Source organism: Chryseobacterium sp. 22458, from assembly GCF_052044975.1.
Lineage (GTDB): Bacteria > Bacteroidota > Bacteroidia > Flavobacteriales > Weeksellaceae > Chryseobacterium.
Map to the genome: position 1 here is coordinate 153,840 of NZ_JBQEOA010000001.1, position 13,815 is coordinate 167,654.

Consider the following 13,815-nt stretch of genomic DNA (forward strand, 5'->3'; position numbering starts at 1 on the left):
GAAAATCAAAGATTTTCAAAACCTTAAGTGTACTTCTTATGCGTAAAGTTTGTTACTTAAAATAACTTAAGTGTTTAATCCTTTTGTGTCTTTGTGGTTAAACTATATGTTAAACCATTAAGAATTATGAAGTTATTAAGGAAAGTTAAGGTGGAAATCGAGGATTTTCTTTAGATCGTATCTTAAAGCGAAGCTTACCTTAATATTTTTATCCTCTTAATTCTTCTTAATGGTTCAAAATAAAATATCCAATATGCGAGTGTAGATTCCTGCGGAATGATAAACAGAGCGTTTTTATTTATTCATATACTTTATCATTTCGTAGGAATCCAAATCATATTATTCAAACTATATTTCCAAATACTTAAGTTGTATTCCCGCCTCTGTTTTCCATTCTAAAGGCCCACTTGCAGATCTTGCCAACGTAGCTGATGCTGCTCTTGAGGAGGAATTGAAAATGTAGTCTTTGGTAAGTTTATAGAATCCATTTTCCAATAGTAATATCCCGTCTGAAATCATTTTATTTCGTTCCGATACAATACCATCATTTAATGAAGGTTGCTCAGTAACCATCAAAAGAGAATCTTTGTATACAACAAAACCTTCTGTGGACGGACTTCCTTTGGCGTTGGCTCCGGCTCCATTTTTACAGGATAATACCAGTTGATGGTTTTCATTCTGTTCAATAGTTTCTTCCACGGACTCAAATATTTTATGTCCTAGTGAAGCCGTCAATATTTTTACATTGGATAAAAACTCTTCCAATTCTGCCTGTTCTGCTTCGGAAAGTTCAGGTCGGGTAGGGACATTCTGATTAATAGTATAGCGTTCTGCGTGGATAGCCAGTTCATACAAACGGTTTTCCAGGTATTTAACACCTGCTTTGTTCAGGTATTGATCTTTGCTCCCAAAGAATAACACTTCATTCCAAAATTCTTTATTGGCAATATGACTTGCAAGGCGGTCTGCAATTACTTCCGCTTCTCCAATATAGGCTGCGTCTTCATTATTATCTCCTTTACCAATCAGTATATACACCCCAGGTTTTCTAAATTCTGTACGATTGCTGAATTCTCTTACTTTAATACGGGGAACTCTGATGCCTATTCCCGTCCAGTTGCTGAGTTCTGCGGTAGTGAGACTGTTTGGGGTGCCATCTACAAAGAAAAGGCGTATGGTTTTTCCGAAGGTGTTCATAGTTAGTTGTATTGCTTTGAATCATTAATGATTGAAGAATGTTTGTTTAATGGTGGCAATAATAAGAAAATTCTTTAGTTTTTACTTACGGAAAAGCATAAAATATAATGAAAAACAGCCATTAAAAGAGGGCTTAGCCACTTCCAAAGCGTCTCCAGGTATTTCAACACCCATCTATAGGCACTTTGGAAGAGTCTTTACCCCCTTGGGGAAGTGCCGATACCCCCTTACCTAAGGGGGTATCACGGGTTGCATAACGGGGTATCGGGGCTTGTGAAAGGCCTGTAGGCCGTTGTTTAAGGGGCTGGAGCCACTTGTGCAAATCCTTAGAGGGACTTTAAAGGCAGGGTGAAGGGGGATAACATGAAAAAAAGCACGTGAAAACGTGCTTTGTAATATAACTGTTATTTTAATATTAGCTTTGCGGGATGTCATTATTGGTGGCTGATGGTGGGGGAGTCTGGGGTTGTTGAGCTGTTATAAAGAACTGCTTCATATCCTCATAGATAACATTGGTACCCGGAACATTTTCTTCAGATAAAAATCTAAGGTTTCTGTAAAAACTGATAGCATTGTGGTAGTTGTCATGATCTAATAATACTTTGGTATCAGACAGTTGCTCTGTGATGGAATCTAATAATTGTAACCTTTGTTCTACCTGCTCTCTGGCTATATAATCCCTGTCGAATTCCGCTTTGTCCAGAAAGCCCGGAACATGTTGGGCATACTGTTCCATATAGGTTTTGGCTTTATTCACGAAGAGCTTGTTCTGTTCTGCAATTCTGCCGTATTGCTGTCTCTGATCCGGAGTAAGGTTGATGGTTTTCCCTGTAAGGGTGGTCTGGATGTCCTGAATTGCTTTGTCGATGGTTTGTAAATCGCTTTCTGAAAAGCTTACACTGATTAAATTGTCTAGTGCCATGATTTTGTGTTTTTTGGTTGTTACTGTTATCAAATATAGGAAGCATAAGGCATAGAAAAATAGACTGTTGTAAGATTTTCAGGACGTGTTCATCAGAAAATGAAAACCGGATAATGGGGTTTGTTTTTTATGGGGTTTTGAAGAAAAAAAGAGTGTGTAATGAATGAAATGGTGAAATAGGAGAGGAGGGGCGCTTCCAGAGCTTATTATATTGTTTTTTAGGCCGCTTTTTTCTAAATATTTTTCTATATTTAAACCTCATAAATGTTGATTTATCATGGAACATAAAATACATCAGGGCCGCAATGTAAAACGATTCAGGGAAATGCTGGGCATCAAGCAGGAAGCATTGGCTCTTGACCTTGGGGACGACTGGAACCAGAAGAAAGTTTCTCTGCTGGAACAGAAAGAAATTATTGAAGACCCTTTACTGAAAAGAATTTCTGAAGTATTGAAAATTCCGGTGGAAGCGTTTCAGAATTTTGATGAGGAGCAGGCGGTGAATATTATTTCTAATACGTTTACTGATTTCAAAGACGGGGCTTCAGCAATTAATATACACCCTGTTTTCAATCCGGTAGAAGCTATTCTTAAAATGCATGAAGAAAAGATGGAGCTTTATGAAAGGATGCTGAAGGAGAAGGATGAGATGATGGGGAGACTGGAGAGGTTGATTGAGAAGGGATAACTTAAAATATGAAAAAGGTTCAGCGTATGCTGAACCTTTTTCTATTGTTTGTCTATATATTTTCCAAATCCAGTAGGCACTAAACCTTCTTTCTTAATCCATTCAATGCTGTAATCTAGTTTATCAAGAAATTTTATTTTTTGAGGATCCCAAGCGAGAAAATCTTTTTTCAATTCTTCGTTATCAATTATTTCTCCTTTTATTAATCGATTATTCCAAACAGCATACATGGTGGAAATCATTTCAGAGAATTCCCATGTTTTATTCCTGAATTTATGTAGGACAAAATTGATATTCTCCTTTTGTTCTTTGAAGTCCGAATTAAAGAATTTATCAATTTGTGAAACCCCTGCTAATGCGGTATAGTTTACTTTTTCTTTATTTCCGAGTTTTTCTTTTTTAATATCGAAGAAGCGATTCCTTTGGAGAATAGACTCTATTGATTCCTTTAATTCCTCAGCATGTGGGCCTGCAACTTTTTTATAATAATTAAAATTAGTTTCCAGTTGACAATGATATTCCACAAGATGAAGCATTTTCTGAAGCTTTACCCTTCCAAAATCTTCGGTGTTAAGCTCCTTAATAATATATCCAGTAAGGACAGCCATATCATTTTTGTCGCATGTTTTAGATGTAAACTGCTTTGTGATATATTGCTCAGTGGGCTCATCTACTAACTGTAACTCTGTAAATTCTCCTTTCTTTTCTCCCAAGGCTTCTCTTAGAACTTGTTGTAACAACAAATCATTAGTTTGCTGGCTTTGTTTTATTTGTTCTTCTAAAGCATCACAATGGTCCATTAACTCATCCAACTTCGCTACAATGCGTTCTTGAATTTCTATTGGTGGAAGTGGAATGATAAGATTTTCCATAACTTCTCTAGTAATATTCTTCATTGATGGACTACTTCCTGTTCCTTTAGATGAATAATATATTCTGGAAGTATAAGAATTGTTCACTGTATTAACATAGCTTTTATTAATTTGATCAAAAAAATGAAATCGTATAATTTTATCACTTAGTAATAAATTTCTTGCTATTTTATTCACTATGACACTTTTACCAACTAACTCTGATGTATTTGCACGAGAAATTAAGAAATCATTCTTATTAACTTTAGCTCTTAAATCTTCTGGCGGAAGTTTAGAATAAAGTTTATTAGCATTTTCATCAAATTTATCCCAAGAAACAGCACTAACTTTTAATACGCCCCACTCTTGATTATTTATAGGAATTTCTTGACATTTAAAGCTTGTACCTGCCTCTGAATATTTTGTAATCTCTCTCAATCTACACCATGTCCAATTTTCAGGAATATCAAATGGTATTTCACCTTCTGATATTGGAGGTAGTGGCTTAGGCTTTTTAATTTTCTTTTCCTTAATTAATTGAGCTTTTTCTGCTTGTATTTCAGCTAATAAATCTGCTCCTGTTTTTCCATCAGAAGTTTCATTACTTACTAATTTTCCTTGCATGGCTTCACGAAGAAATGCTTGACGAATATCTTTGATTAAATTTAATTGATAATTGATTTCTTTTGAGAGATTATTTCCAAAGGCTTTTAAATTATTAATTTTTTTAACTGCTTTTTTTTGGTCTTGTAAACTTGGGAGATTAACCTCATTATTAAGAAATTGTATTTCAGATAAATATTTTCGATGAGTAATACCCGAACTTGCTCTTTCACAAACATCATAAAAATCTTTGGAGTTTGTGTATTGATTAAACCAATCAATATCAATCATACTAAGGTCAACATCATAAGCCCAGAAATTGCCTGTAATAATAGCATTGTCTACTTCAGCTGGAGCAATTCCAAAAGCACCATAACGTGCATCTATTTTAGATAGTACAAATTGCCCTTTTTTTAAAATAAATTGTTTTTTTGTTCCAATTTTTTTTCCGATTTCTATATCTCTTAAAGAGACTCCACCATGCTTTATTTTAATGGTAACTCTTTTATAATCTAAACTATCATCTAAATCAATTGAAATTTTACTTCTTTTTAAAAAATCACCAAACTTTTTCATTATCTGATTTCATTTTTAAGTGTTTGTAATAAAATATTTGATTTATCCAAAGAGCAAGAAAGTTTTTCAATTAATTCATTGGATGAATATTCTATTGTCTCTTCTAGTTTATGAGGATTTTTAATATCTAAGTCAAAATTTCTTTTCTGTAATGTTTTAATATCAACTTTCCAACAAACTTCACTTTCTACCCGATTATCCCACCATGCTCTGATAGGTTCAAATTCGGATTCTTTTATAGGTTTTGTCTTACTATAAGACTTTTGCCCTTCTGGAAGGCGATGCTCATAATACCAAACTTCTTGTGTTGCGAAGTCAGCCGCTTCATTATTATGATGTACTTTATCAAAAAATAATAAATTGGTTGCCACTGTTGCATATGGTTGGAATACAGAGTTGGGTAGACGAATAATGGTATGTAAACGACAATCTTTTAATAGCTTTTCACGTATACGTTGCTTTACTCCATCCCCTGTAAGAGAACCATCTGGTAATACAATACCAGCACGACCGCCAACTTTTAATAAATGAATCATTAAAATTAAAAAAAGGTCTGCGGATTCTTTTGTACGATAATTTTGAGGAAAATTGTTTTCATTATTATTAGCCACAATTCCACCAAAAGGAGGGTTGGCCAAGATAACATCTACACGTTGTTTTTCTTTATATTCACTTAAAGATTGATCTAATGAATCTCTATAAGTGATATTGGGAACTTCAATATCGTGTAAAATTAAATTAGTTGTAGCCAATAAATAGGGAAGTGGTTTATATTCCCAACCAATAATACTGTCTTGTAAAAGTTGTCTGTCTTCAACAGACTCAACTTTTTTAGAAATACTATCAATTGCAGCTGTTAAATAGCCTCCTGTTCCACATGCCGGATCAAGGATTTTTTCTCCTAATTTTGGATCAAGAACATGGGTTATAAATTGTGTAATAGCACGAGGGGTGTAGAACTCCCCAGATTTACCCGCCGATTGAAGATCTTTTAGTAAGCTTTCATATACATCACCAAAAGCATGACGGTCTTTAGTGGAGTTAAAATCAATTTCATTGAGTTTATTTAAAACTTTACGAATATTAATTCCACTTTTCATGTAGTTGTTATTTCCAGCAAAGACTTCGTGAACAATAAGTGCACGTCTATTTCCCGTACTTAAATCCAAATCTCTTAAAGCGGGAAATAAATCTCTATCAATAAAATTCAATAATTCATCACCTGTTATTCCTTCATCATCTGCGGCCCAATTATTCCAATGATATTGTGCCGGAACTGGAGATTCATAATTTTCATATAGCAGTTCTAACTCATCTTCTTTATCACAAAATACCTTAAAGAAAAGCATCCAACCTAACTGCTCTAAACGTTGTGCATCACCATTTAGACCAGAATCCTGCCACATGATTTTTCGGACGCTATCTACTATCCCTGATATACTCATTTTCTATTTAATCTTTTATATAATCTCAATAGCTTACTAAGCAATTGAGTAAATTTCTTGTTCTAATTCTTTAAGAGCATCTAAGTACTCATTTCTTCCTCCAAAATTTTTGATTATTTCTTTCGGAGTTCCTAATTGATCAATGGGTTTTAATTTTAAAACTTCCATTGATTCAATATTTTCAATTCCTTCATCAGCATATTTGTCAACTAATGCTTCCAGAACTTTTCTTGCCTGATCTCCGTATTTAGAAAAATAATTTCTTTTCTTAACGTTATTTGCTCTTTCTTTTCTAGTCAGCGGTTTTTGATCGAATGCTACATGACAGATAATATCAAAAAGATCACATTCTTTATTCACTGCTTCTAAAAGATCAGTCACAGGAATTCCCTGTTCATGAATTTCCTGAATAATGGCATCTTTTCTTTCTGAGTTTGTCCATATATTCAGAAAATTATCTAAAGTTGAAAACTGCTCTTGAATTAACTGTCTCGAATAATCTTTCAAACTGATAGTTACTGGTTTCCCATTCTTATCAAAATACAACTCTCTTGTATTAAGAATAGAAACATCTACACCATTCACATATACTTTTGAAGGTTTTGTCTTCTTCTCAGTATATGGATCCTCATTATTTGGATCCGAAGCTTTGTTATTCTTATCTATTGGTTCACTCGATTCCTGGTCATTAGAATCGTTTTCACCTTCAAAATTTCCATCTAACTTCTCATCTTCATCAATAATTTTTATACGTTCAGGGTTTCCATCAAACATAGGATCAGCAAATAAATCTGTAGCATTTCGGAAATCTAAAATTGTAAAGTAGAGCTTTCCAAATTCTTCGTTTACACGGGTACCACGTCCAACAATCTGCTTGAATTTAGTCATAGATCCAATTTCTGTATCTAAAACTATTAACTTACAAGTTTGAGCATCTACACCAGTTGTCATTAATTCAGAAGTTGTAGCTATAACTGGATATGTCTGTTCCGGATCGATAAAATTATCTAATTCCCTTTTGCCTTCATCATTATCTCCTGTAATTCTCATTACATATTTATGATTTTGTGCAACTAGATCAGTATTTAAAGTAGCTAAAGCGGAGCGCATTCTTTCCGCATGATCCACATCTCTACAGAATACAATTGTTTTATTAAATCTATCAGTACTCTTTAGAAATTCAGTTACTTTATTTGCTACTTTTTCTGTTCGTTCATCAATCACAAGATTCCTGTCATAATCTTTTCTATTGTAAATACGATCTTCAACAGTATTTCCTTGTTTATCAGTTTTATCTTTTTCTGGTCTCCAACCTTCTGCATCAACACTTACTGTTACTCTAACAACCTGGTAAGGTGCTAAAAAACCATCGTCAATTCCTTGTTTAAGAGTATAAGTATACACTGGATCTCCAAAATATTCAGTATTACTCACCTCCTCTGTTTCCTTTGGTGTGGCAGTAAGCCCAATTTGAGTAGCTGTTTTAAAATAGCTTAATACCTCTCTCCAAGCAGAATCTTCATTTGCACTTCCTCTGTGACACTCATCAATTACAATTAAATCAAAGAATTCAGGACTAAATTGCTTAAATATATTTTTATCTTCTTCATTACCTGTCAATCCTTGATAAATAGCTAAATAAACTTCATAAGATTTATCAACTTGTCTCTTTTGAACAATGGTCATTTTATCTCGGAAATGTTTAAAGTCTCCTCTTTTAGTTTGGTCTATTAATGCATTTCTATCGGCAAGAAACAGAATTCTTTTCTTCGATTTTGACTTCCATAATCTATGAACAATCTGAAAAGCAGTATAAGTTTTTCCTGTTCCGGTTGCCATCACAAGTAAGATTCTGTTTTGTCCTTTTGCAATAGCTTCTAACGTAAGATTGATTGCATTTTGTTGATAATATCTGGGTGTCTTCCCGGAACCATCAAAAAAATAATCTTGTTCTACAATTTGTTTTCCTTCTTCAGTTTTTACTTCTTTATATTCTAAATATTTATTCCAAAGTTCTTCAGGAGATGGAAAATTCTCCATTTGAATTTCAGTTTCAATATTTTGCGTATTTGTTTTATCATGAAATAAAAACGAATCTCCATTAGTTGAGAAAACAAACGGAAGATTAAGAATATCAGCATAATTTAGTGCTTGCTGCATTCCAGATCCTACATTTTGGTTATTTTCTTTAACTTCAATAATTCCTATTGGAATATTGGGTTTATAATATAAAATATAATCTGCTCTTTTCTTTTTACCTCTGGTAGATAATTTACCTTGTACGATAATTCTTCCATCTGTAAAATTTACTTCTTCTCTGAATTGTTTAAACTTATCCCAACCTGCATTTTCTAAAGCAGGAGTAATATATTTTGTGCATATGTCACGTTCTGAAAAGAGTTTTTTGTTCATTTGAGTTTGTGTTGGTTAATAGAATTTGAATATTAGATTTGTTTTTGTATTCAAATTCTTATAAAAAATTATAAGATTCTAATATCCTTGTATTTTTACATATCTTAATATTCATCAAAAAATCGATCAAATATAGCTATTTATTTCTCTTCTATTTTTGCTTTGTTATGTGTTTCCATAATAAAAAAGACATGTTAGATATTATATTTGTTTATTCATTTATAAATAAAATTATTACATCTTGAAGATAAAATTTAAAAAACAATTAATATGATAAACGGACTATTTAATTTTTTTAGTGATTATGATAAACTTTTCTATTGGTTATTGTTGTTAACAAGTTGGTTTTTATCGGCTGATATTGTAGCTGTACTCTTTTTAAATAAATCAGTTGAAGAAATTTTTACTATGAGTAATATTAGTGATATACTTATAGTTTTTATTTTTCATATAATATTCATTCTTACTTCTTCAATAGTTTACAGATTCTTCGCTTTCATAAGTTTATTCATTCCTAAAGTTTTTGTTAGAGAAAATGACTTTGATTATAAAAAAGAATATTATAGTTATTCGGAGATTCTTAATAAGGCAGTTCAAACTAACAATCAGACGATGTATAATTTTTATAAAGATTGTAAAAATGGAGCTAGCAATAGAGAGAATAGAAAGTATCTTTGTTTTACCACAATTCTGTTATTTATTTTGGCTCTTGTATTAGAGGATAGCTACTTAAGATTAGCCTACGAAAACTATAAAAATGGAAGTTTACTGAAAACAATTGTAATTTCAATAATCGTACTTTTTGATTTACTTGGTTTATTTGTTATATTTCATGAAGAGCATGATTTAGAGTATACGAGTATCAAGAAGGAAGAAATTACTAATAAATAATTAAACAGCAAAATGATTAATCATTTTAGCCTTTACTTTTGAATTGATTTATACTGTTATGATCCTCCTACACACCCACCTGCTCAGTCTCCACTAGCAGATAACCAAAATCATAAGCATTATAACATCATTCTTTAAACCAATATTCTGTCAGTCTCTGTTCTCCGGATTTTAATAAAATACCCTGTTCAACAGCCCATTTCAGGTCTCTGCTTGCGGTGGGAGCAGAAATGCTTCTGAAGTTCTGCATATAGTCTTTCCTGCTGAACTTATTTTGTTTTACTTTCTCTTTAAATAATAAAATTCGGTCTTCTGTATACAGTGTTTTATTTTGAGACTGAAGAAGTTCCTGTAGAGATTCGAGGATAATTCCTAACATAAATTCTATAAAAGGAGTAGAATCGCCTTTTTTATCAGATTCTGATAAGGTATAATAGTATTCGGTCTGTCTTTGTTTGATGAGAGCTTCTATGGGCAGATATTCAAATACAGGATATTGCTGCATCAGAATCAAGGTCTGCCAGAGCCTGCCCATTCTTCCGTTACCATCTGTAAAAGGATGTATAAATTCAAACTCATAGTGGAAGACACAGCTTTTAATTAAAATCAGGTCTTTGTCTTTTTTCAGATAAGCAAAGAGATCTTTCATTAATCCTTTTACCATGGCGCCTCCCGGTGCTATATGTTCTACTTTTGAACCTTTAATGATTCCCACATTAGTGGTTCTTAACTTACCGGGATGATCAACCAGTCCTTTCATCAGAATAGAATGCGCTTTTTCCAGGTCTTTTAAATGATAAGGGTTCAGCTGATTGATTTCTTCATATACCTGTATTGCATTCTGAACTTCAAGAATATCTTTTTGAGGAGCAATAACTCTTTTATTTTCCAGTAAAGCGGTTATCTGCTCTTCCGTAATGGTATTTCCTTCAATTTCCAGGGAAGACTGAATGGTTTTGATCCTGTTCTTTTTCCTTAATTCAGTGACAGGTTTATACAGATGTGAAGCATTGATTTCTCCTATCTTTTCAGAAATAGAAGCTACTAAAAATAAAATGGTATCTGTAATGGTATAGGGAGGTTTCATATCCTTGATAATATCATATGATACTATCAAAGATAGAGATTTATATTAAAAATAGAGTGATTTACTAAAATAAACTATGTATTTAAGTCAACAGTCACAGTCTGCGTTCTCCTACACATCCACCTCCTCAATCTCCACACCGGCAAATACACAAACACCACAGACAAAATTCCAGCCAACGTTCCCACAACAACAGCCATTGCTGTAGCATCCAGCTTATAATCCTTAGAAAAATTATACTGCCCTAAAAAAAGCATGGCTAGCACCAAAGAACAGGTAATCACTCCATGCAGAATACTCAGTTTGGTCATTAACTTTTTAATATTTAACTGTTCGTCTACGGTAAACTCAATGGCGCCTTGTCCGGCGGCATCGGTTACTCTTTTGATGATGTCTATGGTGAGGACAACAGGGAGAAATAAGGCCATGGGTAAGGTAAGGCGGGCGAGGTTCTGTTCGCCGGAGAAAAAATGGGTGTAGCCTAATTCTTTGAAGCTGGCATAGGCGATGATGAAATTGAAAAATACATTCGGAAGGACATAATAAATCGTACGCTTCATGAGAAAGCGTTTGAGGGTAGTTTTTTTGAGCTTTTTAGGCGGCTTCGGCTTAAATTTCAATTTCATGAGGTGGTCATTAGCGCTATGGCTTTCTCTTTTATTTTGGCGGCTTCCGCTTTGGGAAGGAAGTCTTCGTTGGACAAAAATATAAAATCCATCTGATGGTTGTACGTACTTGTTACCAAAGTATTTGAGTTCAGCCATGGGAAAGCTACCGTTGGGCTGAAAATGGTTTCAATGCTGAAGTTTTTGTACTCGTTTGGGATGTTGATCCTGCCCATATTGGATAAGGTTACATCATGGCCGCCATTGCTTGATTTAAGCATGGAGATCATACGGTCAACAATCGGGTGCATCTGTTCACCCATCCACAACAGTTCGCGGGCTTCCATTTTTCCTATTTTCTGAACAAGGTCTTCTTTAATCTGTTTGGCATTGTTCAACAAGTCGGAACTTCCTTTTTTAATAGCAAGGTCAACCGTTGGGGCAAAAGCAAATAAATGATCTTCTTTGATCTCCGGAATAAAATGACGCACATCTACCGGACTGATCACTTTTCCTTTGGCTTCTTTCCCTTTTACTTCCCGGAATGCCTGCATGAAGGCAGAACAAAGCAAAGCATGAACGGAAACGCCATTGGCTTTACATCTTTCAGTGATCTGAGCCGTGGTGGTCGGATCCAGTTTTTGGTGAAGAACATAATCTTGTCCAAGGTTTCTCTTTTTGCTTTTCTGTTGTAGCATAAAGAAGAACCTGGCAAAGGTCAGATAAAGTTTGGCTTTGAATTTCTTACTTTTTACATTAAAGTTGGAAGGGAGAAATTCATCCACGGAAGAGAAAGGCTCGTAAGGTTCTAATTCTAAAGCTGGGTTATCTAAAAGCTGAAGAAGTTCCTTCATTAATGTTACTCCGGTGGTTCCGTCTGAAATACAATGAGGGATGGCCCAAAAGACTTCAGAAACATCCTGTCCCCTTACCCAGACTACACGGGCTAGTGGTGTTTTCTCTTCCTCAAATAAGATTTTCCATTCTTTTTGAGACTCCGTCAGCCAGTCCTGGTCTGTTTTTCTTTCTACAATGCGGAGTGGGATAGGAGCAATCTCTTTTTCTTCTATAAAAAAGGGATATTTCTCAGTTTTAGAGTCTATAACCACTCTTAATAGCGCATGCTTCTGCTGGATTTTTTCCAGAGCAGTTTTAAAATTCTGCTCCGGAATTTCTCCTTTTATTTTGGCTGCAAATACACAGTTTACGGGCGTTTCGGGATCTACATACATGATCCTTTCCACCATCATTAGTTTTCTTTTGATCATGATACAGCGATATATTCCAGTTGGGTTTTAATGATCTTCATGATTTCATCACGGATGGCAAGGGCATCGGTATACGGTAAATATCCTTCACTTCCCACAAATGAAAAATCCATTTTTCCACGGTAAGTAGAAACTACCAGTGTTGTCGTATTCCCTAATGGCCCAATGACTGACGGACTGAAAATAGTATCTACACTAAATTCTTTATACTCATGAGGAATCTGAATACGTCCCAGATTGGAAAACATACAGTCATTAGACGATTTCCCATTCTTTAAAAGCTTGGTGAAATTATTCAACGCATCATGTCCGGATTCCATCACCATCATGGTAATATAAGGGTCAAGCTTAGAGGTTTTACGTTCTACAGAAGCCTGCATCGCATGTAAATTTTCTATAAAGCTCAGCTTTTCATTGGCGGAAACTACGATCATCAGCCCAAAGGCAAAAATATGATCGTTTTTCACCTGGGTAGCAAAACGTCTGATATCTACAGGACAGGACACTTTATTGAAGGCTCCGGTTCCTTTTACTTTCTTGAAAGCCTGAAGCAAAGCAGCACTTAAGAATGTGTTCACGGTAGCACCATTGGATTTGCAATAGGAAATCAGTTGCTGACTTACGGTTTCATCTACTTTCCAACTGATTAAATAATCATTTTGACGGTCAATAGATTTTTTACCGGTAGGAATCACCTTAATGGCTGTAGCCGCTAATCTTCCAATGAATTTGGCTTTTAATTTTTTCTTCCGGCTGTTTAAAATATTTGCCGGAACTACATCCTGAATCCCTAAAATTGGGTTTTCTATCCCAATATCGGCTTTTGGATCATCCAGTACTTTTAAAAACTCATAAAGAAAAGCCATTGCAGAACCACCATCGCATAAACAATGGTGGAACGCAAAAAGCATGTCAGAAACGTCTTCCCCCTTGATCCAGACAAACCGGATAAGAGGTAATTTTTTAGGATCGAATAAAGTATTCCATTCCCTTCTGGATTCTTCCTGCCACTGATCTTCTCCTTGTCTGGCAATAATTCGCACCGGAATGGAGATCGGGTTTTCAGGAACATCAAACCAGGGGATATTTTGATCATCGTGAGCAATAAGGGCTCTTAACCACGGATGTTTTTGCTGGATCTGAGCCAAAGCCTGCTGGATATCCTTCAATGCAAAGGTACCTCTGAGCCTGAAAGGGATCACCGCATTGAACGGTTCTGTTCCGTCTCCCAGCAACATTCGTTCGCCAAATAACAATCTTCTTTTCATAA

Annotated in this window: 11 protein-coding genes; 2 read left to right on the forward strand and 9 right to left on the reverse strand. The window is 34.6% G+C overall.

Annotated elements, in window-relative coordinates; translation table 11 throughout:
- Window positions 1–348: 348 nt before the first annotated feature.
- Window positions 349–1,197: a GIY-YIG nuclease family protein gene (locus ACTJJF_RS00765; protein ID WP_440698336.1), complete on the reverse strand. Its 849-nt coding sequence runs from the start codon at window positions 1,195–1,197 to the stop codon at window positions 349–351.
- Window positions 1,198–1,612: 415 nt separating this feature from the next.
- Window positions 1,613–2,119, reverse strand: a complete 507-nt coding sequence (locus ACTJJF_RS00770) for a hypothetical protein (RefSeq protein ID WP_440698337.1) — start codon at window positions 2,117–2,119, stop codon at window positions 1,613–1,615.
- A gap of 277 nt (window positions 2,120–2,396) precedes the next feature.
- On the opposite strand from ACTJJF_RS00770, the gene ACTJJF_RS00775 reads away from it, so the two are divergent.
- A complete protein-coding gene (locus ACTJJF_RS00775) occupies window positions 2,397–2,807 on the forward strand; it encodes a helix-turn-helix domain-containing protein (protein WP_440698338.1) in 411 nt (136 codons plus the stop codon).
- Between the two features lie 41 nt (window positions 2,808–2,848).
- Here the strand turns inward: ACTJJF_RS00775 and ACTJJF_RS00780 are convergent, their stop codons facing one another.
- From ACTJJF_RS00780 to hsdR, 3 genes are read right to left on the reverse strand one after another with little or no spacing between them, the layout of a single operon-like run.
- Window positions 2,849–4,837 carry a restriction endonuclease subunit S gene (locus ACTJJF_RS00780; protein WP_440698339.1) on the reverse strand — a complete coding sequence of 663 codons (1,989 nt, stop codon included), beginning with the start codon at window positions 4,835–4,837 and terminating at the stop codon, window positions 2,849–2,851.
- Complete coding sequence (locus ACTJJF_RS00785) at window positions 4,837–6,282, reverse strand: N-6 DNA methylase (protein ID WP_440698340.1); 1,446 nt, start codon at window positions 6,280–6,282, stop codon at window positions 4,837–4,839. The genes ACTJJF_RS00780 and ACTJJF_RS00785 overlap by 1 nt, the downstream gene beginning before the upstream one ends.
- A 36-nt stretch (window positions 6,283–6,318) precedes the next feature.
- Window positions 6,319–8,694 carry an EcoAI/FtnUII family type I restriction enzme subunit R gene (hsdR, locus tag ACTJJF_RS00790; protein WP_440698341.1) on the reverse strand — a complete coding sequence of 792 codons (2,376 nt, stop codon included), beginning with the start codon at window positions 8,692–8,694 and terminating at the stop codon, window positions 6,319–6,321.
- 270 nt (window positions 8,695–8,964) lie between these two features.
- Between hsdR and ACTJJF_RS00795 the strand changes: the two genes are divergently transcribed.
- The gene (locus ACTJJF_RS00795; RefSeq protein ID WP_440698342.1) at window positions 8,965–9,585 is read left to right on the forward strand and encodes a hypothetical protein; all 621 of its coding nucleotides are present in this window, start codon (window positions 8,965–8,967) and stop codon (window positions 9,583–9,585) included.
- 127 nt (window positions 9,586–9,712) lie between these two features.
- Here ACTJJF_RS00795 and ACTJJF_RS00800 read toward each other — a convergent pair whose 3' ends face one another.
- The 4 genes from ACTJJF_RS00800 to ACTJJF_RS00815 form a co-directional block, all read right to left on the reverse strand.
- A complete protein-coding gene (locus ACTJJF_RS00800) occupies window positions 9,713–10,672 on the reverse strand; it encodes a Fic family protein (protein WP_440699219.1) in 960 nt (319 codons plus the stop codon).
- Window positions 10,673–10,746: 74 nt separating this feature from the next.
- On the reverse strand, window positions 10,747–11,232 hold the full coding sequence (locus ACTJJF_RS00805; RefSeq protein ID WP_440698343.1) for a hypothetical protein: 486 nt from the start codon (window positions 11,230–11,232) through the stop codon (window positions 10,747–10,749).
- Window positions 11,233–11,294: 62 nt separating this feature from the next.
- A complete protein-coding gene (locus ACTJJF_RS00810; protein WP_440698344.1) occupies window positions 11,295–12,545 on the reverse strand; it encodes a condensation domain-containing protein in 1,251 nt (416 codons plus the stop codon).
- Window positions 12,542–13,813 carry a condensation domain-containing protein gene (locus ACTJJF_RS00815; protein ID WP_440698345.1) on the reverse strand — a complete coding sequence of 424 codons (1,272 nt, stop codon included), beginning with the start codon at window positions 13,811–13,813 and terminating at the stop codon, window positions 12,542–12,544. Before ACTJJF_RS00815 ends, ACTJJF_RS00810 begins: the two co-directional genes overlap by 4 nt.
- Between the last annotated feature and the right edge of the window lie 2 nt (window positions 13,814–13,815).

Coding starts and splice junctions, on each gene's coding strand:
- ACTJJF_RS00795 (WP_440698342.1), top strand. CDS start 8,965: ATGATAAACGGACTATTTAATTTTTTTAGTGATTATGATAAACTTTTC.
- ACTJJF_RS00805 (WP_440698343.1), bottom strand. CDS start 11,232: ATGAAGCGTACGATTTATTATGTCCTTCCGAATGTATTTTTCAATTTC.
- ACTJJF_RS00785 (WP_440698340.1), bottom strand. CDS start 6,282: ATGAGTATATCAGGGATAGTAGATAGCGTCCGAAAAATCATGTGGCAG.
- ACTJJF_RS00800 (WP_440699219.1), bottom strand. CDS start 10,672: ATGAAACCTCCCTATACCATTACAGATACCATTTTATTTTTAGTAGCT.
- ACTJJF_RS00780 (WP_440698339.1), bottom strand. CDS start 4,837: ATGAAAAAGTTTGGTGATTTTTTAAAAAGAAGTAAAATTTCAATTGAT.
- ACTJJF_RS00765 (WP_440698336.1), bottom strand. CDS start 1,197: ATGAACACCTTCGGAAAAACCATACGCCTTTTCTTTGTAGATGGCACC.
- ACTJJF_RS00810 (WP_440698344.1), bottom strand. CDS start 12,545: ATGATCAAAAGAAAACTAATGATGGTGGAAAGGATCATGTATGTAGAT.
- ACTJJF_RS00815 (WP_440698345.1), bottom strand. CDS start 13,813: ATGAAAAGAAGATTGTTATTTGGCGAACGAATGTTGCTGGGAGACGGA.
- ACTJJF_RS00770 (WP_440698337.1), bottom strand. CDS start 2,119: ATGGCACTAGACAATTTAATCAGTGTAAGCTTTTCAGAAAGCGATTTA.
- ACTJJF_RS00775 (WP_440698338.1), top strand. CDS start 2,397: ATGGAACATAAAATACATCAGGGCCGCAATGTAAAACGATTCAGGGAA.
- hsdR (WP_440698341.1), bottom strand. CDS start 8,694: ATGAACAAAAAACTCTTTTCAGAACGTGACATATGCACAAAATATATT.